Annotated in this window: 20 protein-coding genes; 6 read left to right on the top strand and 14 right to left on the bottom strand. The window is 67.5% G+C overall.

The annotated features are described in order from the left end of the window. Window positions 1-70 precede the first annotated feature (70 nt). The 8 genes from ACT6S0_RS14465 to ACT6S0_RS14430 form a co-directional block, all read right to left on the bottom strand. A complete protein-coding gene (locus ACT6S0_RS14465) occupies window positions 71-1,300 on the bottom strand; it encodes an ABC transporter substrate-binding protein (protein WP_444764540.1) in 1,230 nt (409 codons plus the stop codon). 31 nt (window positions 1,301-1,331) lie between these two features. Continuing rightward, the gene (locus tag ACT6S0_RS14460; RefSeq protein ID WP_444764530.1) at window positions 1,332-2,930 is read right to left on the bottom strand and encodes an AMP-binding protein; all 1,599 of its coding nucleotides are present in this window, start codon (window positions 2,928-2,930) and stop codon (window positions 1,332-1,334) included. Window positions 2,931-3,069: 139 nt separating this feature from the next. Continuing rightward, a complete protein-coding gene (locus tag ACT6S0_RS14455; protein ID WP_444764539.1) occupies window positions 3,070-4,212 on the bottom strand; it encodes an acyl-CoA dehydrogenase family protein in 1,143 nt (380 codons plus the stop codon). 138 nt (window positions 4,213-4,350) lie between these two features. Beyond that, window positions 4,351-5,190 carry an enoyl-CoA hydratase family protein gene (locus ACT6S0_RS14450; protein WP_444764529.1) on the bottom strand — a complete coding sequence of 280 codons (840 nt, stop codon included), beginning with the start codon at window positions 5,188-5,190 and terminating at the stop codon, window positions 4,351-4,353. Beyond that, on the bottom strand, window positions 5,187-5,657 hold the full coding sequence (locus ACT6S0_RS14445) for a MarR family winged helix-turn-helix transcriptional regulator (RefSeq protein WP_444764528.1): 471 nt from the start codon (window positions 5,655-5,657) through the stop codon (window positions 5,187-5,189). Before ACT6S0_RS14445 ends, ACT6S0_RS14450 begins: the two co-directional genes overlap by 4 nt. 5 nt (window positions 5,658-5,662) lie before the next feature. Then, complete coding sequence (locus ACT6S0_RS14440) at window positions 5,663-6,394, bottom strand: SDR family NAD(P)-dependent oxidoreductase (RefSeq protein ID WP_444764527.1); 732 nt, start codon at window positions 6,392-6,394, stop codon at window positions 5,663-5,665. Then, window positions 6,391-8,724 carry a bifunctional salicylyl-CoA 5-hydroxylase/oxidoreductase gene (locus tag ACT6S0_RS14435; protein WP_444764526.1) on the bottom strand — a complete coding sequence of 778 codons (2,334 nt, stop codon included), beginning with the start codon at window positions 8,722-8,724 and terminating at the stop codon, window positions 6,391-6,393. The genes ACT6S0_RS14440 and ACT6S0_RS14435 overlap by 4 nt, the downstream gene beginning before the upstream one ends. Before the next feature lie 42 nt (window positions 8,725-8,766). Beyond that, on the bottom strand, window positions 8,767-9,081 hold the full coding sequence (locus tag ACT6S0_RS14430) for a DUF2917 domain-containing protein (protein WP_444764525.1): 315 nt from the start codon (window positions 9,079-9,081) through the stop codon (window positions 8,767-8,769). Window positions 9,082-9,290: 209 nt separating this feature from the next. Between ACT6S0_RS14430 and ACT6S0_RS14425 the strand changes: the two genes are divergently transcribed. Together ACT6S0_RS14425 and ACT6S0_RS14420 are read left to right on the top strand one after the other, a co-directional pair. Continuing rightward, window positions 9,291-10,148 carry a CmcJ/NvfI family oxidoreductase gene (locus tag ACT6S0_RS14425; protein ID WP_444764524.1) on the top strand — a complete coding sequence of 286 codons (858 nt, stop codon included), beginning with the start codon at window positions 9,291-9,293 and terminating at the stop codon, window positions 10,146-10,148. Beyond that, complete coding sequence (locus ACT6S0_RS14420; RefSeq protein WP_444764523.1) at window positions 10,145-10,756, top strand: 2-hydroxychromene-2-carboxylate isomerase; 612 nt, start codon at window positions 10,145-10,147, stop codon at window positions 10,754-10,756. The genes ACT6S0_RS14425 and ACT6S0_RS14420 overlap by 4 nt, the downstream gene beginning before the upstream one ends. Before the next feature lie 25 nt (window positions 10,757-10,781). On the opposite strand, the gene ACT6S0_RS14415 is transcribed toward ACT6S0_RS14420, so the two are convergent. Beyond that, a complete protein-coding gene (locus tag ACT6S0_RS14415) occupies window positions 10,782-11,714 on the bottom strand; it encodes a LysR substrate-binding domain-containing protein (protein WP_444764522.1) in 933 nt (310 codons plus the stop codon). Window positions 11,715-11,775: 61 nt separating this feature from the next. Here ACT6S0_RS14415 and ACT6S0_RS14410 point away from each other — a divergent pair, with 61 nt between their 5' ends. Both ACT6S0_RS14410 and ACT6S0_RS14405 read left to right on the top strand, forming a co-directional pair. Beyond that, window positions 11,776-13,050 (top strand): MFS transporter, encoded by a 1,275-nt coding sequence (locus ACT6S0_RS14410; protein WP_444764521.1) that lies wholly within the window; start codon window positions 11,776-11,778, stop codon window positions 13,048-13,050. After that, window positions 13,047-13,187 (top strand): hypothetical protein, encoded by a 141-nt coding sequence (locus ACT6S0_RS14405; RefSeq protein ID WP_444764520.1) that lies wholly within the window; start codon window positions 13,047-13,049, stop codon window positions 13,185-13,187. Before ACT6S0_RS14410 ends, ACT6S0_RS14405 begins: the two co-directional genes overlap by 4 nt. Before the next feature lie 148 nt (window positions 13,188-13,335). On the opposite strand, the gene ACT6S0_RS14400 is transcribed toward ACT6S0_RS14405, so the two are convergent. The 5 genes from ACT6S0_RS14400 to ACT6S0_RS14380 all read right to left on the bottom strand — a co-directional run bounded on the left by ACT6S0_RS14400 (window position 13,336) and on the right by ACT6S0_RS14380 (window position 21,170). Beyond that, the gene (locus ACT6S0_RS14400) at window positions 13,336-14,028 is read right to left on the bottom strand and encodes a polysaccharide deacetylase family protein (protein ID WP_444764519.1); all 693 of its coding nucleotides are present in this window, start codon (window positions 14,026-14,028) and stop codon (window positions 13,336-13,338) included. A gap of 11 nt (window positions 14,029-14,039) precedes the next feature. Next, window positions 14,040-15,356 carry an MFS transporter gene (locus tag ACT6S0_RS14395; RefSeq protein WP_444764518.1) on the bottom strand — a complete coding sequence of 439 codons (1,317 nt, stop codon included), beginning with the start codon at window positions 15,354-15,356 and terminating at the stop codon, window positions 14,040-14,042. 138 nt (window positions 15,357-15,494) lie between these two features. Further along, window positions 15,495-17,222 (bottom strand): glycoside hydrolase family 9 protein, encoded by a 1,728-nt coding sequence (locus ACT6S0_RS14390; RefSeq protein WP_444764517.1) that lies wholly within the window; start codon window positions 17,220-17,222, stop codon window positions 15,495-15,497. A 101-nt stretch (window positions 17,223-17,323) separates the two neighbouring features. Continuing rightward, the gene (gene yicI, locus ACT6S0_RS14385) at window positions 17,324-19,606 is read right to left on the bottom strand and encodes an alpha-xylosidase (RefSeq protein WP_444764516.1); all 2,283 of its coding nucleotides are present in this window, start codon (window positions 19,604-19,606) and stop codon (window positions 17,324-17,326) included. Between the two features lie 37 nt (window positions 19,607-19,643). Next, complete coding sequence (locus tag ACT6S0_RS14380) at window positions 19,644-21,170, bottom strand: tryptophan halogenase family protein (protein ID WP_444764515.1); 1,527 nt, start codon at window positions 21,168-21,170, stop codon at window positions 19,644-19,646. Window positions 21,171-21,342: 172 nt separating this feature from the next. Between ACT6S0_RS14380 and ACT6S0_RS14375 the strand changes: the two genes are divergently transcribed. Both ACT6S0_RS14375 and ACT6S0_RS14370 read left to right on the top strand, forming a co-directional pair. Beyond that, the gene (locus tag ACT6S0_RS14375) at window positions 21,343-22,575 is read left to right on the top strand and encodes an ROK family protein (RefSeq protein ID WP_444764514.1); all 1,233 of its coding nucleotides are present in this window, start codon (window positions 21,343-21,345) and stop codon (window positions 22,573-22,575) included. Next, the gene (locus tag ACT6S0_RS14370) at window positions 22,575-22,805 is read left to right on the top strand and encodes a hypothetical protein (protein ID WP_444764513.1); all 231 of its coding nucleotides are present in this window, start codon (window positions 22,575-22,577) and stop codon (window positions 22,803-22,805) included. Before ACT6S0_RS14375 ends, ACT6S0_RS14370 begins: the two co-directional genes overlap by 1 nt. Window positions 22,806-22,925: the final 120 nt, after the last annotated feature.

The following is a 22,925-nucleotide window of genomic DNA, read 5'->3' as shown; positions in this document are numbered from 1 at the left end:
CCGGCCGCCGAGACGGACTCCCGGCAATGCAGCGATGAAGCGCCCCCTCCGCCAAAGCAACCCGCATCATTCAGCTCATCTTGCAAGAGCCAACGTACGCATCCTCATGCTGCGTAAAGATCTTCCCCATCGTCCGGTTCGTCACCCGCCCCTGCCCATCCTTCGTGATCACCCGCAGGTAGTAATCCTGAATCGGGTACTGATTACGGTTGAATTTGAAGGGACCGCGCACCGACTCGAACTTCGCCGCCTTGATCGCCTTCAGCAACGCCGGCCTGTCCTCCACCTTCCCCTTCACATCCCTCACCGCCGCGTTCATCAACAACGCCGCGTCATACCCCTGACTCGCATACAGCGACGGCAACCTTCCGTAGTCCTTCAAGAAATCGGCCACGAACTTCCGGTTCGCCGCGTTGTCCATGTCATGCGCCCAATGCGAGCTGTTGAACATGCCCAGCATCGGCTCGCCCACCGCCTTGATGACGTCCTCATCGGCCGAGAACCCCGGCCCGAACAGCGTCACGTCCTTGGACAACCCGGCGCCGACAAACTGCTTGATGAAGTTGATGCCCATGCCGCCGGGCAGGAAGATGTACATCGCATCCGGCTTGGCGGCGCGGGCCTGAGCCAGCTCGGCGGCGTAGTCCAGCTGGCCGAGCTTGGTGTAGATCTCCTCGACGACGGCGCCCTTGTAATAGCGCTTGAAGCCCGTCATCGCGTCCTTGCCCGCCGGGTAGTTGGGCGCCAGCAGCACCAGCTTCTTGAAGCCCTTCTCCGTCACCGTCTTGCCCACGGCCTCGTGCAGGTTGTCGTTCTGCCAGGCGACGTTGAAGAAGTAGGGGTTGCACTGCTCGCCGGCGTACTGCGACGGGCCGGCGTTGGCGCTGATGTAGGGGATCTTGGCGTCGAACACCGAAGGGCCGACGGCCAGCATGATGTTGGAGAAGACGATGCCGGTCATCAGGTCGACCTTGTCGCGCTTGATCAGGCGCTCGGCGCTCTGCTTGGCGACCTCGGGGTTCTGCTGGTCGTCGGCGATGACCATCTCGACGGGCAAGCCACCGAGCTTGCCGCCGCTGTGCTTCAAGCCCAACGCAAAGCCGTCGCGGATGTCCACGCCCAGACCGGCGCCGGGGCCGGACAGGGTGCTCAGGAAACCGACCTTGAGCTTGTCGGCGGCCTGGGCTGGCGCAGTCGAGAGGGCGACGCCCAATGCAACCACAGAGGCACACAGACACAGAGACCACACGGAACGGGCCTTCTCCGCGCCTCTGTGCCTCTGTGGTTGCAATTGCTTCATCTGGGTCATGTCCATCTCCTGGGGTTGAGGTTCAGCTTCTCAGCTTGAAGCGCTGCAGTTTGCCCGTCTCGGTACGCGGCAGCGCCTGGCGGAACTCGATGGCGCGCGGGTACTTGTAGGGCGCGATCGTGGCTTTCACATGCGCCTGCAGCGCGCGCACGTCGCCCGCATGGCCCTCACGCAGCACGACAAAGGCCTTGACGAGCTGGCCGCGTTCCTCGTCGGGCACGCCGATGACGGCGCATTCGGCGACGGCCGGGTGGCCGAGCAGTGCTGCCTCCACCTCGGGCCCGGCGATGTTGTAGCCGCCCGAGATGATCATGTCGTCGGTGCGGGCCTGGTAGACGAAATAGCCCTCGTCGTCGACGAGATAGGAGTCGCCCGTGAGGTTCCAGCCGTCTTGCACGTACTGGTGCTGGCGCTCGTCGGCGAGGTAGCGGCAGCCGGTCGGGCCCTTCACCGCGAGGTGGCCCACCTGCCCAGCACGCAACGGCTGGCCGCCGTCGTCGAGGATGCAGGCCTGGTAGCCCGGCACGGGCTTGCCGGTGGCGCCAGGCTTGGCGGTCTCCTCGGTGTGCGAGATGAAGATGTGCAGCAGCTCCGTCGCGCCGATGCCGTCCAGCAGCTCGATGCCCGTCACCTGCTTCCACAGTGCACGTGTGGCGGCAGGCAAGGCCTCACCGGCGCTCACGCATTTGCGCAGCGACGAGAGGTCGTGCTGGCCGACCAGCGGCGCCATCGCCCGGTAGGAGGTGGGCGCCGTGAAGCAGACCGTCGCGCGGTGCTCGGCAATCGCCGCGAGCAGCGCCTCGGGCGAAGGCTTTTCAATCAACACCGTCGACGCGCCCACGCTCATCGGGAACAGCAACAGACCACCCAGACCGAAGGTGAAGGCCAGCGGCGGACTGCCGATGAAGACGTCGCCGGCCGCAGCACGCAGGCAGTGCACCGGCCAGCAGCGGCAGATGGCGATGACGTCACGATGGAAGTGCATCGTGCCCTTGGGCTGGCCGGTCGTGCCGGATGTGAAGGCGATCAGCGCGCAGTCGTCGCTGGCGGTGTCCACATTCGTGAAGCTGGTCGGCTGGCGCGCGGCGCGGGCCTCCAGGCCGTCGGGCTCGGCGCTGCGGTAATGGCAGATGCCGCGCAGCAGCGGGTTCTGCAACTGCGCCGCCGCCAATTCGTCGGCCAGCGCCGCGTCACAGAGCGCATGTGTCACCTCGGCCTTGGCAATGACCTTGCCCAGTTCGACGGCGCGCAGCAGCGGCATGGTCGCCACCGCAATCGCACCGGCCTTGATGATCGCGAACCAGCAGGCCGCCAGCTGCGGCGTGTTGGCGCCGCGCAGCAGCACGCGGTTGCCGGGCAGCACGCCCATCTCGCTCACCAGCACGTGGGCGATGCGGTTGGCCTCGGCTTGCAGTTCGGCATAGGTCCAGCGCAGCCCGGCGCCCTGCACGCAGGGCCGACCACCCTGCCCTTGCTCTACCCAGCGGTCCAGCAGCGCGCTCGCCGCGTTCAGCTTGGGGCCGAACTGCAGCTCGGGCAGGTCGAACACCAGCTCCGGCCACTGGTGCTGCGGCGGGAGGTGGTCCCGCGCGAATGTGTCGACATGGGCGGTGGGGTGCATCAGGCCTCCTTGAACGGCCAATGAGCAAACGGGTCCAGAAATGCAACCACAGAGGCGCAGAGACACAGAGATGAGAAAAAAAGAAAAGACCTCTGTGCAGTCCTCTGTGCCTCTGCGCCTCTGTGGTTGCCTTTGAATTTCACTTCAGCAGCTCCCTGCCGATGATGAGTTGCTGCACTTCGCTGGCGCCCTCGTAGATGCGCAGCGCGCGGATCTCCCGGTACAGCGACTCGACGATCTCGCCGCGCCGCACGCCGCGCCCGCCGAAGAGCTGCACGGCCGCATCAATCACCTGCTGGGCGCCCTCGGTCGCCATCAGCTTGGCCATGGCGGCTTCCTTGGTGATGGTCTTGCCTTGATCCCTCAACCAGGCGGCGCGGTAGACCATCAGGGCGGACGAGTCCACCGTGCAGGCCATGTCGGCCAGCTTGGCCTGCGTCAGCGGCAGGTCCGCCAGCCGCGCGCCGAACATGGGGCGCGACTTGGCCTGGTTCAAACCTTCTTGCAGCGCGCGGCGGGCAAAGCCCAGCGCCGCAGCGGCAACCGAGGTGCGGAACACATCCAGCGTGCGCATGGCCAGCTTGAAACCCTCTCCCGGGGCGCCGAGCATTTGCGACTTGGCGACGCGGCAGTTCGTGAAGCGCAGGCGCGCCAGCGGGTGCGGCGCAATGACGGCGATGCGCTCGGCGATCTCTAAGCCCGGCAGATCGGCGTCGACGATGAAGGCCGAGATGCCGCGCGAGCCGGGTGCTTCGCCGCTGCGCGCGAACAGCACGTAGAAGTCGGCGATGCCGCCGTTTGAGATCCAGGTCTTCTCGCCGTTCAGCAGATAGCTGTCACCGTCCTCGGTGGCGCTGCATTGCATGGCGGCGACGTCCGAGCCGGCCTCGGGCTCGGACAGCGCAAACGCCGCCAGCGCCTCGCCCCTGGCCACGCGCGGCAGATAACGCTCGCGCTGCTCGGCCGTGCCCTGCAGCGAGATGGCCCCCGAGCCCAGGCCCTGCATGGCGAAGGCGAAGTCGGCCAGCCCGTCGTGCCTGGCCAGCGTCTCGCGGATCAGGCAGATGGCGCGGGTGTCGATGGCTTGCCCCTCACCGGCCACCGCATGGTTCAGCCAGCCGGCGGTGCCGAGCTGAGCGACGAGCGTGCGGCATTGCGCATCGATGTCGACGTCATGGTCGACATGCTGCAGGTGTTCGCCGCACCAGGCGTCCAGTGCGCGCGCCAGCTCGCGGTGCTTGGCGTCGAAGAATGGCCAGTCGAGGTGTTCCATATCAGCTATCCATTGCGCATTCGCGGCACTGCCGACGCATGACACAGTTACGGAAATGCAACCACTGAGGCACGGAGGCACGGAGGGACAGACCTCATGCATTTCCTCTGTGTCTCCGTGCCTCTGTGGTTGCCTTTGAAATCCACGTCAGTCGCCTTGGAAGACGGGCTTCTGCTTCGCGACGAAGGCCTCATACGCGCGATGGAAGTCGTTCGTCATCATGCAAATCGCCTGCGCCTGCGCCTCGGATTCGATGGCCTCGTCCACGCCCATGGCCCATTCCTGATGCAGCATGCGCTTGGTCATCGCATGGCCAAAGCTCGGGCCGGCAGCGATCTCGCCCGCCCATTTCGTGGCCTCATTCAGCAACGCGTCGGGCTCCACCAGCCGATTCAGGAAGCCCCAGGCCAGGCCCTCCTCGCCACCCAGGCTGCGGCCGCTGTAGAGCAGGTCCGACGCCCGGCCCTGGCCGACGATGCGCGGCAGCATCGCGCAGGCGCCCATGTCGCAGCCCGCCAGGCCCACGCGGGTGAACAGGAAGGCCGTCTTGCTGCGCGACGTGCCCACGCGCAGGTCGGAGGCCATCGCCATGATGGCGCCGGCACCCGCGCAGACGCCGTCGATGGCGGCGACGATGGGCTGCGGGCAGGCACGCATGGCTTTCACCAGATCGCCCGTCATCCGCGTGAAGGCCAGCAGGTCGGGCATGCTCATGCCGGTCAGCGGGCCGATGATCTCGTGCACGTCGCCGCCGGAGCAGAAGTTGCCGCCGGCGCCTTGCACGACGATGGCGCGCACGTCGTCGACATAGCTCAGGCGGCGGAACAGGTCGCGCAGCTCGGCATAGGACTCGAAGGTCAGCGGGTTCTTGCGCTCGGGGCGGTTCAGCGTGATCAGGCCCACCGCGCCCTGCTGCTGCCAGACAAAGTGTTGGGGCGCGTAGCCGGCCAGGCTCTGGTTGTTGCCGGAGGTCAGGTGCGGGGTCATTGGGAATCCCTTTGCGCAAGATGCGTCTTGAGTGTCGCGAGTAGGTCCTGGACCTGGGTCTTCTGCGCCGGCGTCCAGCCCGCGAACAGCTCGACGATCCAGCCCTCGTGGGTGGCGGCCATGCGCTTGAACTGGCGGCGGCCCTGCGGCGTGAGCCTGACGATGAAGCTGCGGCGGTCGTCGGCGCGCGTCTCTCGCAGCACCAGGCCCTCGGCTTCGAGCTGGTCGGTGATGCCGGTGACGTTGCCGCCCGTCACCATCAGGCGCTTGGACAGCTCGCGCATCGTCAGGCCGTCCGGGTGGCGCTCCAGCTGGGCCAGCAGGTCGAAGCGCGGCAGCGTGGTGCCGAACTCGGCGCGCAGCCGCTGGCGGACCTGGTCTTCCACGCGGGTGGTACACGACAGCAGCCGCAGCCAGAGCTTCAAGGCCTGGTGGTCGTCGTCCGACAGGCGGGTTTCGAGGTCCATTTCGCTCACATCGTCTCCCCGCCGCAAACGGCAATGGCCTGGCCGTTGATGCCGGCGCTGGCGACGAGCCAGGCAATGGCGTCGGCCACCTCTTCGGGCTGGATCAACCGGCCCTGAGGGTTGGTCTTGGCCAGCTCGGCGCGCGCTTCTTGCGGCGTGCGACCGGTCTTGGCGACGATGGTGTCGATGGCGCTCGCGACGATGTCCGTCTCGGTATAGCCGGGGCAGACCGCATTGACCGTCACGCCCTTGGCGGCCACTTCCAAAGCCATCGCGCGGGTCAGGCCCAGCACGCCGTGCTTGGCGGCGCAGTAGGCGGCCACGTAGGCATAGCCCTTCAGCGCCGCCGTGCTGGCCACGTTGACGATGCGGCCCTGCCTGCGCGTGAGCATGCCGGGCAGCACCGCGCGGCTGCAGAGGAAGGTGCCGGTGAGGTTGACGTTGAGCAAGCGCTGCCAGAGTTCCAGCGAGGTCTTGTGCAGCGGCGCGGTCTCGACCTGGCCGGCGTTGTTGACGAGGAGATCCACGTCGCCCACCGCTGCGAAGGCGGCGGTGACGCTGGCTTCGTCGGACACATCGCAGACCTGGATGGCCACTTCGCCCAGCGCGGCCTGCTGGGAAGCCAGGCGCTCGTGGCTGCGCCCCATCAGCGTCACGCGCCAGCCATCCGCCAGCAAGCGCTTGGCCACGGCAGCACCGATGCCACTTCCACCACCCGTGACGACCGCCTGCTTCATACGCCCAACGCCTTGTTCGCCTGCTCGGCCGCCGCCACGCCTGCCGAGCGCTGGCGCTCTAACTCACGTTCCAGCTGGGTCTTGCCCGAGAGGTATTGCCGGGGCCACTCCAGCCCGATGGGGCCGGCATAGCCAATGCGCGCCGCCTCGGTCAACGTCCAGGCGGGGTTGGCCAGGTGCGGCCGTGCGATGGCGCAGAGGTCGGCGCGGCCCGAGGCAATGATGCTGTTGACGTGGTCGGCCTCGGAGATGGCGCCAACCGCCATGGTCGCGATGCCAACCCGGTTGCGGATGCTTTCCGCAAACGGCGTCTGGAACATGCGGCCGTAGACGGGCCTCTGCGCCTTGCTGACCTGGCCGGAGGAGACGTCGATGAGGTCGGCGCCGGCCTGCTTGAACGCTGCGGCGATGACAACGGCGTCTTCCGGTGTCGTGCCGCCCGGCACCCAGTCGTGGGCCGAGATGCGCACGGACATCGGCCGGTCCAGCGGCCAGACTTCGCGCATTGCGGTGAAGACCTCCAGCGGGTAGCGCAGCCGGTTCTCCAGCGGCCCGCCGTAGTCGTCGTCGCGGTGGTTGGTCAGCGGCGAGATGCAGGCCGACAGCAGATAGCCGTGGGCGCAGTGCAGCTCCAGCCAATCAAAGCCTGCATCGGCTGCTCGGCGGGCTGCGGCGACGAAGTCCTCGCGCACGCGGTCCATGTCGGCGCGCGTCATGGCACGCGGGACCTGGCTGACGCCGTCCAGGTACTGCAGGGGCGATGCCGAGAGCAGCGGCCAGTTGCCGCCGGCCAGCGGCAAGTCCTCGCCGTCCCACGGCGCGCGCGTCGAGCCCTTGGGGCCGGCATGGCCGAGCTGCATGGCGATCTTCGCGCTGCTGCTGGCATGCACATGCTCGACGATGCGCCGCCAGGCGGCGCCCTGCGCGTCGCTCCACAGGCCGGGGCAGGCGGGCGTGATGCGGGCATCGGGCGACACGCAGGTCATCTCGGCAAAGACGAGGCCGGCGCCGCCGAGCGCCCGTGCACCGAGATGGGCCAGGTGGTAGTCGCCGGGCATGCCGTCCACGCAGCTGTACTGCGCCATCGGCGAGACGACGACGCGGTTCTTCAGCGTGAGGCCGCGCAGCTTGAAGGGCGTGAACATCGGCGGCACCTGGGCATCGACACCGCTGCGGCCCGCCAGCCAGCGCTCGAATTCGCCGACATAGCGCGCGTCGCGCAGGCGCAGGTTCTCGTGCGAGATGCGCTGTGAGCGCGTCAGCAGCGAATAGGCGAACTGCTCGGGCGCCAGGAGCGCGTGGCGCTCGACGCTTTCGAACCATTCGGTGGAGTTGCGCGCCGCGTTCTGGATGCGCAGCACCTCGATGCTGCGGGTGGCCTGGTAGGTGGCGAGCGCTGTGGGCAGATCGCCATGCGCCTGGATGTCGCGCGCCAGGTCGATGGCGTCCTCCAGCGCGAGCTTGGTGCCGGAGCCGATGGAGAAGTGGGCCGTGTGGGCCGCGTCGCCCATCAGCACGACAGGGGTGCCGCGGTCGTTGTGATGCACCCAGGTTTTGCAGACGACACGCGGGAAGCGGATCCAGGACGCCGACCCGCGCAGGTGGCTGGCGTTGGAGATCAGCGGGTGCCCATCCAGCACCTTCGCAAACAGCTTCTCGCAAAAGGCGATGCCCTCCTCCTTGCTCATGTCCTCCAACCCGGCGGCACGCCAGACGTCCTCGGGCGCCTCGACGATGAAGGTCGAGTGCGTGGCGTCGAAGCGATAGGCGTGGGCCTGGAACCAGCCCCACTGGGTTTGCTGGAAGTCGAAGGTGAAGGCGCCGAACAGCTGGGTGGTGCCCAGCCACACGAAGCGGCAGGCGCGCAGGTCGATGTCGGGCTGGTAGGTGGCGGCGTATTTCTGGCGGATGCGGCTGTTCAGGCCGTCGGCCGCGATGATGAGGTCGGCGGCCATGCCCGTGTCGTCCGGCACATCGGCCTCATAGACCAGCTCCACGCCCAGCGCTTCACAGCGGGTCTGCAGGATGTTCAACAGCTTCATGCGCCCGATGCCGCAGAAGCCATGGCCTCCCGAAACGATGCTGCGGCCGGCGATGTGGACGGCGATGTCGTCCCAGTGGTTGAAGGCCTCGGCGATCTGCGCGGCGGTCTCGGGGTCGGCCTCGCGCAAGGCGTCGACGGTCTGGTCGGACAGCACGACGCCCCAGCCGAAGGTATCGCCCGCGCGATTGCGCTCCAGCACCCGGACCTGGTGGGCCGGATCGGCCTTCTTCATCAGCAGGGCGAAGTACAGGCCGGCGGGGCCGCCGCCGATGCAGGTGATACGCATGGAATGAAACCTTCCTTGCGCATCACTTTAGAAATCAATAGTTCATACGTCAAGCAGTTGGCGATGAATACCGGGCCCGGAGAACCCGGCTGAAGTCGCTCGGTCCGACGTCACGTCCATTGAGAGGCCTTGCAACTCGGTCAGTTGTTCGCGCTTCTCGCCTATTCCCAGCCTGCAGCACGGCATGCCAGTGACGAGGGCAACGTCGGCCCTTGAGACCTTTGTCATATCGCCGGGCGAAAGAACCAGATCCGCACGGCAGCCGTCGCGCGTCAACCAGGCCCTACCGCTCAGGCACATGACCCACACCGCTGCCGGCGTGGTGATGAGGTAGGGCTTCGCGAACTCGACGTCCACGACCGTGGGGCTCCGGGGCTTCCTCATCCACATCATGCTGGCACCACCTCATGAAACTGACGGGTCATTGAAGCGCTCTCGGCGCCTCTCATCAAACGAGTTCCCTGCCGAACGACATTCCGGCGGCGCATGCGGAGGAACCAGGAAGTTGATTGAGGTCGGCGTCTCGGCTGAGTTCAATGGGGTCGTGTGCAAAAGCCGGAACTTCTATGACATCGCAACTTGCCAGGCCGCATATCCGGGCGGGTCTGAACTACCTGAAGCCCACCACCGAGCGCCCCTACAGCTATGCCTGCGAGCCCCCGCCAGGCACCCCCTGGGAGAACTGCCGCTACGACCTGCACCCGACGCTCATCGCCGATGCCCGCCAGGCCCGCGAGAGACCTTGCCTTGAACGTGAAGGCTTCGCACTGTGGGATGCGCCGACCACGGTCACGGACTTTCTCGATCAGGCGGCGGTCAAGACGATCTACTACCGCGAGGCCGCCGAACTGGCGCTTGCCGCCACCGGGGCACGGCAGGCCCATGTCTTCGATCACCTGGTCCGTCGGCGTGAAGCGGGGCGCGGTGCCTTGAGCTTCGGCCGCAGCTCAAGCACCGCCATGGCCGCTGCCAACGGCCGCATTCACAACGACTACACGGAAGCCTCGGGTCGCAGGCGGCTGACCCTGGTCATCGAGGATGCGCAAGCGGCCGCCCGCGTCAGGCGCTACGGCATCGTCAACATCTGGCGCTCCATCAAGGGGCCGGTGCTGGACACGCCCCTCGCCGTCTGCGATGCCCGCACGGTCAGCGCGGCGGACCTCGTCGAGAGCGAGGTTCGCTACCCCCGTCGTTCCGGGGAAATCTATGTCGCGACGCATTCACAGCGGCATCGCTGGTCCTACTTCCCGGAGATGGACCGCCACGAGGCGCTGGTGTTCAAGCAGTACGACTCCCAGCTCAGTGGCGTGGCCCGCTTCACCTTGCACACGGCCTTCGATCTGCCCGAGATTGCGCCGGACGCCCCGCTTCGCGAGAGCATCGAGTTGCGCTGCCTGGTCGTCTACGAGAGCGAAGACCGATGAACAAGATGTCCAAGCCCAAGGCCATCGAGTTCTGGTTCGATTTCGCAAGCAACTACAGCTATCTGAGCGTGATGCGCATCGAGGCCGCAGCTGCCCGGCTGAGCGTGGACCTGCGCTGGCGGCCCTTCCTGCTGGGCCCCATCTTTCACAGCCTGGGCTGGAGCAACTCGCCTTTCGTGCTGCAAAAGGCCAAGGGCGACTATGTCTGGCAGGACATGGCGCGAGAGTGCGAGAAGTACCGCCTGCCGTGGACGCGGCCCTCGACGTTCCCGCGCGCCTCGCTGCTGCCGCTGCGCGTCGCGCTGCTCGGTGCCGAGCAAGACTGGATGGGCGCCTATTGCCGGCGGCTCATGTCGCTCAACTTCGTGGAGGACGGCGAGATCGATTCGCGCGAGGTGCTGGCGCAGGTGCTCACACAGCTCGGCCTGCCGGCCCAGGCGATCCTCGATGAGGCCGCGTCCGAGGCGAACAAGCTGCGGCTGCGCCAGCAAACCGAGACTGCGGCGAACCGCGGGGTGTTCGGCGCGCCCATGTTCTTCGTCGGCGACGAGATGTTCTGGGGCAACGACCGCCTGGACGATGCCCTGCTTCGCTGCACACAGCGCTGAGTTGCTCCAGCAGGGCCCCCAGCACCTACGCGGCGCCGGCCCCGGCAAGCTCGCGGGAGCTCTGCGCCTCGCTCATGATCCACTCCGCCACACGGCGCACATCCGCCCGCGGGTGCTCGCTGGCGACGATGAGCCAATAGGCGTGCGCCGTCGCGACGCCCTGCTTGGGCGGCGCCAGCAACACCAGCCGGCCCGCGTCCAGCAGGGGCTGGATCAGCTCCAGCCGCCCCAGCGCCACGCCCTGGGCATCGAGGGCTGCCTGGATCACCTGATCGTATTGATTGAAATGAAGCACGCCTCGGTGCTTCACGTCGGCCCAGCCCCGCGCGCTGAGCCAGTCGCCCCATTGCAGCCAGGGATGCATGGGGTTGTCGAACTCGAGCAGCGACAGCTTGGCCAGGGCCTGAGCCGAGCGCAGCGACTTGAGGCCCAGGGAGGGATGCGCAACCGGCGCGACAGACTCGCCGAACAGGCGGACGGCCCGCTCGGGCGCCAAGGCCGCGGTGGTGTAGCGGACGGCCAGGTCGATGCCTTCCGCGCGCAGATCGGCCACCCGGTTGTTTGCCGAGACCCGCAGGTCCACGCCGGGATGGCGTTTCTGGAAGCGGCTCAGCCGCGGCAGCAGCCACAAGCCGGTGACGCCGATGGTCGCGCTCAACATGACCGGCTTGAGCACGCCGGTCTTGTGGATCTCGCCCACCACGTCCTGCAACTGCTGCACGGCGCCATCGGCGCTTCGGAACAAGCGCTCGCCCTCGGGCGTGAAGGTGATGGAGCGATAGCCGCGCACCAGCAGCTTGACGCCCAGCTGCTCCTCCAGCGCGTTGATCTGGCGGCTGACCGCCGACTGCGTGAGGCAAAGGTCCTGCGACGCGAGCGTGATGCTCATGCGCCGACCGACGGCGACAAAACCGCGGATCAGATCCAGGAAGGACAGACGAACGAGGGGCAGTGACATTCCTGCAGCGCATGTGGTGCGACGAGAAGATCGATTGAAGCATGGGCACGGAGATTCTGTAATGGCCGCAAGGAGAGGCCCTGTGCAAACCCATTCTTCGCCCTCGCGATCGACACTTTTGCCTGCCCCTTGGTGGCAGCAGGCGTGGGTGCTGGTCCTGGCCGGCGGCATCGTCATGGGCCTGGCCCTGGGCGTGCGCCATGTGCAGGGCCTGTTCCTGTTGCCCGTGAGCCTGGACCGGGGCTGGTCGCGCGAGACCTTCGGCTTCGCCATGGCGGCCCAGAACCTGTGCTGGGGCATCGCCCAGCCCTTTACCGGCATGGTGGCCGACCGCTTCGGCTCCGCCAAGGTGATCGCCGCTGGCCTGCTGTTCTACGCCGTGGGTCTGTTCCTCATGGTGCATGCGGACACGCCGGCAGGCTTTGTCTGGGCCGCCGGCCTGTGCATCGGCATCGGCCTGTCCGGCACGACCTTCGGCGCGGTCTACGGCGCCCTCAGCCGGCTGGTGGCGCCCGAGCGGCGCAGCTGGGCCCTTGGCCTGTCTGGTGCCATCGGCGGGCTCGTGCAGTTCGCCCTGGTGCCGGTCGCGCAGCAACTCCTCGGCGCTTGGAGTTGGCCCGGCGCCTTGATCGCCTTGGCCATTGCCATGCTGATCGTGGTGCCACTCGCCTTCCCGCTACGCAGTGAGGGCGCGGTTGCGCTGGCCGCCGAGGCTGAGCAGCCCCTGTCCGCCGCGCTGAAGGAGGCCTTCAGCCATTCGGGCTTCTGGCTGCTCAACCTGGGTTTCGTGGCCTGTGGATTCCAGCTCGCCTTCATCGCCACGCATCTGCCGGCCTATCTGCTCGACAAGGGCATGGCGCCAGCCCATGCCGTCACCGCCTTGGCGCTCATTGCGCTGGCGAACGTGCTGGGCACCTATGCCTTCGGCCTGCTCGGCGCGCGCCATCGCAGGAAGTACCTGCTGGCCGGCATCTACCTGCTGCGCGCGGTGGCGATGGCGTTGTTCGTGCTGCTGCCGCTGAGCCCCGTCAGCCTGTATCTGTTTGCCGCCGTGATGGGCTTTCTCTGGCTGGGCACGGCGCCGCTGACCAACGGCCTGGTCTCGCAGGTCTTCGGCCTGCGCTTCATCAGCACGCTCTTCGGTTTCGTCTTCTTCGGCCACCAGCTGGGATCGTTCCTTGGCGTCTGGATGGGCAGCTATCTGTTCGAGCAGACCCAGTCCTACAACCTGATCTGGTGCTGCGCGGTGGCGCTGGGACTGCTTGCCGCAGCGCTTCACTGGCCCATCAACGATCGCCAGATTGCGCGCCCTGCTCTGAACAGGATGCCGGCATGAAGCAGCGTGCCGCCGGGTTCTGGCGCCGCTGCTTGCCGGCCCTGCTGTTGCTGGCGGCCGGCGCCCTGATCTTGCCCGCCTGGCTGGCGCCTGAGAATCTCGCTGCCTGGCTGCAGCTCGCCTCTCTGTGTTCTTGAAGAACATCGCCGAGCACGGCTGTCGCCGTCCCTTGCTCGGCGACCGGGCAGCCGGGGATCAAGCCAGCAACCAAGACGACGGAATCGCGTGCTCGATCTCACGCCACCACTCAGCAGGTGGCCTTCAGTGATTGCGTCGGTGCGCCGGCTACTGCCAGCGCAGGTGCACGACGCGGTAGCCCTCGGTCTTGAGCGCCCGCAGCAACAAGGGCAGCGCCCTGGCGGTTTGGTCCTGCGCGTCGTGCAGCAGCACGATGCCGCCGCCGCTCTTGGCCAGCTGGCCCAGCAGCCTGTCGGCCAGCATCTGCGGCGTCTGCTCGGGCAGCCAGTCCTCGGCGCTGGCGTCAATGGACATGACGGTGATGGCGCGGTCGGCCAGTGCCTTCAGCAGCGTGGGTGTTTGCTCCAGAAAGGGAAAGCGGTAGGCCGCCGGCTCCTCGCCCAGCACCGCGCGGTGAACGGCCACCATCGCGTCCAGGTCTGCCAGCTGCGCAGCAGCCGGCAGCTGCGGGAAATGCTCGTGCCGGTAGCCGTGCATGCCCACCGTATGGCCCGCATCGCGCACCTGGCGGGCCAGCCCAGCGTGCTGCTTGAGCGGCTCGCCGTTCATGTAGAAGCTGGCCTGCACGCAATGATCGGCCAGGGCCTTCAACACCAGCGGCGTCGACTCGGGCCGCGGGCCGTCGTCGAAAGTCAGCACGACCTCCTTGGGCGCCAGCATGGGCAGGGCAGCATGCTGCGCAGCACCCCACGCGGCGCCTTCGCGCCTGAGCGTCAAGGTGCGCGACGTGCCGAGCGAGTCGGGCCCGCAGTTGACGGCAGCAGCCAAGGCCAGGCTCATCAGCAGCCCCATCAGTGCCCACCGGCCGGCGCCGCTTTGCCGCTGAATTCTTCGGCTTCCTCGTGGTCATGCGGGAAGGGCGCCAGCCAGGCCAGGATGACCGGCGGGATGGAGAAGATCAGCACCCAGCCGAAGAAGCTGATGTAGTTGTGGTCCACAAGGTTCCACATGAAGCCGCTGACTGTCCCCGTGCTCCACTTCGTCAACGCCATGACGCCGGTGGCCATCGCGTAGTGGGCCATGCGGAATGGGCCTGGGGCGATCTGCTGCATCATGTAAAGCATGTGGCCCACCGAGCCCATGCCGAAGCCGAACTTCTCGATGGCCACGATGGCGCCGATGGTGAAGGCGTCGGTCGGCATCGACTGCGCGAGGTAGAAGTAGGTCAGGTGCGGGATGTTGAGCACCAGGGCCAGCGTGAAGAAGCTGCGCGGCAGCGTCCGCCTGGCGACGAGGAAGCCCCCCAGGAAGGCACCCGCGATGAAGGCCAGCGTGCCCACTGTGCCGTTGATGTGGCCCAGCGCCTCGTTGCCCAGGCCCAGGCCGCCGGCGTCCACCGAGTCGAGCAGGAACAGCGGACCGAACTTTTCGATGAAGCCTTCAGCAAAACGGTAGAAGAAGATGACGGCCAGCATCATCCAGATCTGTGGCTTCTTGAAGAAGGTGACCCAGGCCTCGCGCATGCCGGTCATGCCCACCGCCAGGCCCTGGCCCTTCAGCGTGGACGGCGCACCGGGCGGCAGCACGCGCCAGTGCCACAGGCCGAACAGCGCCATGGCGCCGGCAGCCAGCGACACGACGATGACCCAGCACTGCACCCAGCTCATGCCAACCTGGTTGTGCAGATAGCCGGTCAGCGACACGAACAGGCCCGAGCCGATGACGGCACCCATGTTCCAGCACATGCCCTGCAGGCCGGCGTAGCGGGCCTGGTCGGTTTTGGTGACGGTTGTCATGAAGACGCCGTCGGCGCAGGTGTCCTGCGTGGCGGACGCGAAGCCGACGAGCCAGAAGAAGGCCAGCGACAGCCTGAAGAAGCTCTCCAGCGGCAGGCACAGCGCCACGAGGGCGAGGCCGGCGGCCATCGTGAACTCCATGCTGATGACCCAGAAGCGCTTGCTGCGGTAGGCCTCCAGCAGTGGCGCCCAAAGCGGCTTGAGCACCCAGGGCAGGTACATCTGCGAGGTGTAGAGGGCGATGTCTTCGTTGGAGACGCCGAGGTTCTTGTAGATGATGGCCGCGACCACGCCGACCATCACATTGGGCAGACCCATGGCCAGGTAGAGCGAGGGCACCCAGACGAGCGGATGGCGGGTGGACGAGGTCATGGGGTCTCCGTATTACTTGTGTGTTCCGGGCCGAGCGCCGGGCCGCTCCCGAGCCGGGCCGCCACGGCGAAGCGCTGCGGCCGGTGGCCGCAGTGCGGTCCCAGCCAAGGCAAGCCTTGGACGCGGGGCCTCATTTCGTCAGCGCGGCGGTGGCGTCAGCGCCTGCACGGCGGCCGCCACGTAGACCAGCGGCGCGTTCCAGTTGATGGCGACCTCGTTGGCCGCATAGCTGCAGTCGTGGTCGATGTACGACAGCGCCGGCAGTGACGACGGGTAGCGCGGGCAGTTCTTCTGGTCCTGCTGACCGGGGTTGGGGCCGCCGACGATGAAGCCCGGCACGGGGGGGTCAATGCCGTCGGCCTCGGACGGGCGGTGGTGCGGGCGCATGGGGCTGCGCACGCCGAAACCGGTCACATAGCTCATGCCGAGCGGGTTGCGGCCCAGCACGTAGTCCAGCACCGACTGAGCGGCGTCGAGCTGGGCGCGGTCGTTGCTGAGGCGGTAAGCCTGGATCAGCATCAGCGCCTGGTTCAAGGCCTGGGAGTTGCTGCCCCAGACGAAGTCCGTCGCGCTCTCCATGGTCAGCCGGTAGGCCGACGCCTTCCAGGATGCGGCAAGTTCGTCGCCGAGGCCGCGCACGCGCCGCGTGACGAGGTCGGCATCGGCCGGGGCCAGCTTGTCGCGGTGCTGGGCCAAACTCATCCAGCCCAGGCCGGCGACATCGCCCCAGCTGGGCACGCGGATGGGTTGCGACTGCAGCTTCAGCGCGTCGCGGTAGGCAGCGTCGCCGGTGGTCAGGTAGAGCTCGGCGGCGGCCCAGGCGAACTCGTCTTCGAGCTGGGTGTCGCCGTACTCACCGGTGCGCACGTCGGGCGGGTTCTTGTAGACGACCTTCGGGTTCGCGCGCGCCCATTTCCACGCAGCGATGGCCGCCTCACGCATGCGGGCCGACAGCCCCGGCCGCTGCGCCTCGAAGGGCTTGTAGATACGGCTCGCATGGGCCATCACGGCGGCGAAGTCCAGCGCCGCGGCCGTGCCCTTGGCGACCACATAGCGCTCGCCCTTGGTCTGGTGCGGCATCTGGCTGCCGTCGAAGGTCTTGTTGGTGAGCTTGTGATAGACGCCGCCATCGGCGGGGTCCTGCATGGCGAGCATCCAGTCGAGGTTCCACAGCACCTCGTCGAGCACGTCGGGAAGGTCGTTGTTGCTTTCGGGGATGTCGAGCTTCTGCGCCTTGAACAGCGCCGGGAACTGCTCCCAGGCGGCCAGCAGCGTGTAGACGGTGATGCCGGAGTTGACGATGTACTTGTTGTAGTCGCCGGCGTCGTACCAGCCCTTGGGTGCGGAGATGCGCGTGCCTTCGGGCCGCTTGTCGCTGGCGGCGGAGGCGTGGACGAGCACGTCGGTGTCGGGGTGGCCGGCCGGCCGCGCCCAGCGGCCGGCGTGGCGTGGCTCCAGGGCGGTGCTGGCGCGGTTGAAATAGAAGGCCTTGAGGCTGGCGGCTGTCAATGCGGCATAGGCATCGGGGGCGATGCGGATGCGTGGCGACGCCGGCAGGTTGTCGACGCGCAGCTCGTATTCCCCGGCTGTAGTCAGCGCGGAGAAGTCGGCCAGGCGCACCGACTGTCCAGCAGGCGCCCAGGTCTGGGCCGGGCCCAGGCGACCGCGCAGCACGACGTCGTCGCTGCCGATGCGCACAAGCCGGAACTCGTCGCCAGCGCTGGCCGGCAGCACCACCCATTTGGCCCCGCCCGGCAGGTAGCCCACCTGGTTGATGGCAGCCCCTTGCGCGTGAGCGGTATTCGCGAAGCTGAAAGCACCAGCCAGGGCCAGCACGGCGGTCGATACAGAGGTTGATAACTTCATGGCAGAAAATTATGACAACGTTGTCAGCTATTCATATTGGGGTCGGTCCTCAGAGAGGCGGGGTTGCCGAACCAGGATGGGTCCGGCAACCCAGCCCGGTTTCAGGCGCTCCAGCGCAGTTCATGCCCTTGGCCCAACACCGGGCTGCGCTGGCCGTCCACGTCCAGGCCCCAATCGCGCAGCGCGCCTTCGGTGACGCTGGCCGTATATTGCCCGCCGCTGCGGCCGACCGTGCCGCGGGCTGCGACGCCGCCGTCCACGCCCACGACCGCGAAGGCCGCGCTGGCGCCGTCGGCCAGCTCGAACACGCGCAGCACCGTGCCACGGGCGTAGTCGTAGTCGGGCTTCTCGGTCTCGGCGCCCCAGGGGATGACGCTGCCCGGGGCGGCGTAGAGCGGCATGGATAGGAAGCCGTGCGTCTCCTTGTGCCAGCGTCCACCCTGCTTCTTCTCGCCGCTGAGCAGGTGGGTCCACCGCCCCTCGGGAAGATAGAAGTCCACCTCGCCGTTCGCCGTGAACACGGGCGCGACGAGCAGGCTTTCGCCAAGCTGGTATTGCCGGTCCAGCGGCGCGCAGGCCGGGTCGTGCGGATGCTCGATGAGCATCGCGCGCATCAGCGGCACGCCCGTCGTCGTCGCCTCGTGGGCCTTGGCGTAGAGATAGGGCATGAGTCGATGCTTGAGCCGCGTGAAGACGCGCAGCACGTCGCAGCTCTCTTCGTCCACCAGCCATGGCACCCGGTAGCTGCTGCTGCCATGCAGGCGGCTGTGCGAGGACATCAGGCCGAACTGGATCCAGCGCTTGTAGACGGCCGGCGGCGGGTTGCCTTCGAAGCCGCCGATATCGTGGCTCCAGAAGGCGAAGCCGCAGGACGTGAGCGAGAGGCCGCCTCTGAGGCTCTCGGCCATGGACTCGAAGGTGCTCCAGCAGTCGCCGCCCCAGTGCACTGGGAAGCGTTGGCCCGACGCATAGGTGGAGCGAGCGAAGACGACGGCGTCCTTGCCCTGCACCTCCTGCAGCAGCTCGAAGACGGCCTGGTTGTAGTGCAGCGCATAGAGGTTGTGCATCTCGACGGGGTCGGAGCCATCGAAGTAGCTCACACCCTCGCTCGGGATGCGCTCGCCGAAGTCGGTCTTGAAGCAGTCGGCGCCTTGTGTGATCAGGCGGCGCAGATGGCTTTGGTACCAGGTCTTGGCGGCCGGGTTCGTGAAGTCGACGATGGCCATGCCGGGCTGCCACTGATCCGTTTGGAACGTGAGCCCGTTCGTCCGCTTGATGAAGTAGCCGCGCTCGACGCCCTCAGCGAAGAGCGGCGATTTCTGTGCCACGTAGGGGTTGATCCAGAGGCTGATCTTCAGGCCCTTGGCATGCAGGCGTTCCAGCATGGCCTCGGGCTCGGGGAAGCCGCGCGGGTCCCAGGCGAAGTCGCACCACTGGAACTCGCGCATCCAGAAGCAGTCGAAGTGGAAGACGGCCAGCGGCAGGTCGCGGCATGCCATCTCATCGATGAAGTGGGTGGCCGTGGCCTCGTCATACTGCGTCGTGAACGAGGTCGTCATCCACAAGCCGAAGCTCCAGGCCGGCGGCAGCGGGGCGCGGCCTGTCAGCGCTGTCAGCCGGGCCAGGACGGCCTTGGGATCGGGGCCGGCGATGACGCAGTAGTCGAGGCTCTCGCCCTCGCGGCTGAACTGCACGCGGGCGACTTTCTCCGAGCCGACCTCGAAGGACACCGGGCCGGCCTCGTTGACGAGCACGCCGTAGCCGCGGTTGGTCAGGTAGAACGGCACGCTCTTGTAGGCCTGCTCGCAGGCGGTGCCGCCGTCCTTGTTGGTGTTTTCGACGCTCTGGCCGTTCTTGACCCAGGGCGTGAAGCGCTCGCCCAGGCCATAGACGTTTTCTCCGACGGCCAGCGTGAGCTGGTCGTGGACGTGGGGGCGGGTGATGCCGTCCTTGCCGGTGTGCTGGATGTAGCCCAGGCCGCGCCAGTCACTCTTGGTCAGGATGCGCTCGCCTTCGCGGAAGGTCAGGCCCCAGCCGTCGCCGCGTCGGACGTCGACCGAGATGGCGCCGGAGGTCAGCGTGGCCATGGTTTCGCCGTCGACGATCTGTACCGGGGGCCTTCCCGCGCCGGACATGGGGATGTGCAGACGCGCCGCGCTCGAAGCGCTGTAGTGCTCGACGCTGACGCGAATGACGCCGGGCAGCGGTGAGCTGAGCGTCACGGTGAGGGTCGGGCCCTGCAGCGTGTCGCCACGGTGCTTGATGGGTCTGGTCGTGGCGAGCACGACGAGGCGGTCTGCGTGGGCTTCCACCGCGTAGGCCTCGGCCGCGTAGTGCGCGGCGACGCCGGGTTGGAGCATCCACTGTCCGTCAGTGAATTTCATGGGTCAGCATTCCTTGTTGTCTCCAAACTGAGCCATCTCAAGCCAGTGCGGGCGCTTTGGCGTGGCGGGCGATGTAGTCGCCGTGGTCCGGCATGCCGCCCACGGTCTGGTGAATGGCCTGCCGCAGGCGCACGAAGTGCTGCAGCAGCGCCTGCGCGTCGATGTGGTCGACAAAGGGGTCGTAGCTCTCGGGCTGCAGGCCCAGGCCGAGCAAGAGCGACACCCAGGACGGCTCGGCAAAGCCCTCGGGGTCGTAGATCGCCACCCGGCCCGTGCTGCGGAAGAGCTCGATCTGGTGGGCCAGCGTGTCGGGGATGGGCATGGCCGCGCAGTAGCGCCACAGCTCGGAGTCGCGTCGCTCGGTCAGCTTGTAGTGCAGCGCAATGAAGTCGCGCACAGACTCGTACTGCACGGCCATCAGGCGGTTGAACTCGGCCGCCAGGTGCGGCTTGAACCGCTTGTCCGGGAAGAACTGGATGAGGCGCCCGACACCGTCCATGATGAACTGGATGCTGGTCGACTCCAAAGGCTCCAGAAAGCCCGAGGCCAGGCCCAGGGCGACGACGTTCTTGACCCAGCCCTGCTTGCGGCGGCCGGTCGTGAAGCGCAGCTGGCGCGGCGTGTCCAGCGCCTGGCTGTCCAGGCCGGCCAGCAGCGTGCTGGCGGCCTCGTCGTCGCTGATGAAGCCGCTGCAATAGACATGGCCATTGCCGGTGCGGTGCTGCAGCGGGATGCGCCACTGCCAGCCGGCCGCTTTGGCCGTGGACGTCGTGTACGGCGTCAGCGGATCGACACGCTCGCTCGGCACGGCCTGGGCGCTGTTGCAGGGAAGCAGCGCGCTCCAGTCCTCATAGGGCGACAGCATGGCGCCGCCGATCAGCAGCGCGCGAAACCCCGAGCAGTCGATGAAGAGATCGCCATCGACGCGACGCCCGTCGGCCAACCTGACGGCGGCGACGAAACCATCTTCGGGCCGCAGTTCGACATCGACGATCAGGCCCTCGATGCGCTGGGCGCCGCGCTGCAGCGCGTATTCGCGCAGGTAGGCGGCGTAGAGGCCGGCGTCGAAGTGATAGGCGAAGGAATAGGCGTTGGCCGCCGAGGGTGCCCCACCCTCGGGCGGCGTGAAGCGGTTGGCCTTGGCCATGACGGTGGATGTCGACCAGTCCTCATAGCCAGGCAGCCGGTCGACCTCGCGCTGCAGGCGCAGCCAGTGCTGCCAGGGCGCGCGGTTCTCGATGGGCGGGCCGAAGTCGCCGAAACCGTGGAAAAAGCGATGGCCGACACGGCCCCAGTCGCGGAATTCGATGCCGAGCTTGAAGCTGCCCTGGGTGCGCTTGACGAAGTCCGCGCCATCCAGGCCCAGCGTGCGGTTGTAGGCGCGTATGGGCGGCAGCGTGGCCTCGCCGACGCCGATGCTGCCGATGTCGGGTGATTCGACAAGCACGATCTCGCAGCGGTCCGGCCCCGCCGCCGCAAAGCGCTGCGCCAGCGGCGCGGCCGCCATCCAGCCGGCGGTGCCGCCGCCGACGATGACGATCTTGCGGATGAAGGGATTGGACATGGCTGTCTCAGGGCCAAGGTTCTTTTGCGCCTCACCGCGGGACGGGCGGGCGGCGCGATCTTCGGTGAGTCGAGCCGCAATGCGCTAGGGGCTTTCACCGTATTTACTTCGTTCGATGGCCGAACTAATATGGCCTCAAGCCCATCAAAGCATGGGCGCCGTCAGGAGACAAATGCAGGCCGAAGCCGCCGGCAGCCAACAGCTGCTCAAGGTCATCAATCGCATGGCGCTGGTCAGGCACCTCTGTGCCCACCCGGGGCTGTCGCGCGCCGATTTGGCCGGCGCCATCGGGCTGACCAAGTCCACCGTCAGCCTGCTGGTGCGCGAGCTGATCCTGGAGGGCTGGCTGGCCGAGCGCGAGGTCGTCGCGACCGGCGACCTGGGCCGCCGCCCCACGCCGCTGTTCATCGACCCAGGCCGCCTGCTGTTGCTGGGTGCCGAGGTCGGCATCGAGTCCGTGCGCGTCGTCGCGACCTCGTTGACCGGTGAAGTGAAGGCCTGCACCGTCGCCAACTACGGCGCCAGCCGCACGGCCAAGGCTTGCATCGGCAGCCTGGCCACGGCGCTGCTGAAGCTGCGCAGGCAGCTGGATGCCAACCAGCAGATCCTCGGCATCGGCGTGGGGCTGCCGGGCGGTGTCAACGAGGCGCGCGCCGTGCTGCACTTCGCGCCCAACCTCGGTTGGCGTGACGTTCCGGTGGGCGCGCTGTTGACCGACAAGCTCAAAGACACTTCGCTCGCCGACGCTCCCCTCTTCATCCAGAACGAAGCCGATGTGGCGGCCCTGGGCGAGATGGAGTTCAACCCTGCGCCGGCGACCGACCCGCTGCTGTATGTCTCCATCAACCAGGGCCTGGGCGCCGGCGTCATCGTCGGCGACCGGCTGCTGACCGGCAGCCGCGGCTTTGCCGGCGAGGTCGGCCACATGGTGCTGCAACTCAATGGCCCGCGCTGCTCCTGCGGTCGCCGCGGCTGCGCCGAAGCGCTGATCGCGACGCGCGCCATGCTCGGCGGCAGCGCAGACGGCACGGTGCTGCGTTCGCTGGCCGAGGTGCGCGCCCATCTCGTCGACGAAGACGCCGAGACGCTGAAGGCCGTCACCTCGGCCGGCCGCTACCTGGGCGTGCTGCTGCAGAACCTGGCCGCCGCCTACGACCCTGCCAGCATCGTGCTGGGCGGCTCGGTCGTCGAGCTGGGCGAGCCCTTCCTCAAGCCGGCACTGGACACGCTGATGGACTACGCCGCTGCAGCCAGCCTGCCGCCGCCGAGCGTGCGCACGTCGATGTTCGGCGCCAATGCCGTCGCCGTCGGCGCCGCTGCGTTGGCGCGCTATCGGCTGACCCGCCCTGCGCTGCCGCTGGCCGACAGCGGCGCGGTCATGACCGAAACCGAAGCGGTGAGCTGATGCAGCTTGGCATCGACCGCGGCACATCCACCGGCGTGACCGCCGCCGCGCCGCGTCTTCCCTCCGCCTTTTCGTCAAATGACAACGCAGTCAACGCACCCCTCTGCCTGCCCTACCTGGCCGGCGAACGCACCCCGCACATCTCTCCCAACCCGAACGCCATGCCCGCCTGGCGCGCTTTCGTGACCTGGACCCGCGCCTGCGCGGCGTTAAGACCTTTTCAGCTATGAGCTACTTCGAACACATCTCGCCCATCCGCTACGAGGGCGCCGACAGCCAGGCCGACCTGGCCTTCAAGCACTACGACAAGGACCGCATCGTCCTCGGCAAGCGCATGGAGGAGCACCTGC

Source organism: Roseateles sp. (assembly GCF_052436255.1).
Lineage (GTDB): Bacteria > Pseudomonadota > Gammaproteobacteria > Burkholderiales > Burkholderiaceae_C > Pelomonas.
The sequence above is the reverse complement of the archived record's forward strand: the minus strand, read 5'-3'. Positions and strand labels throughout refer to the sequence as shown.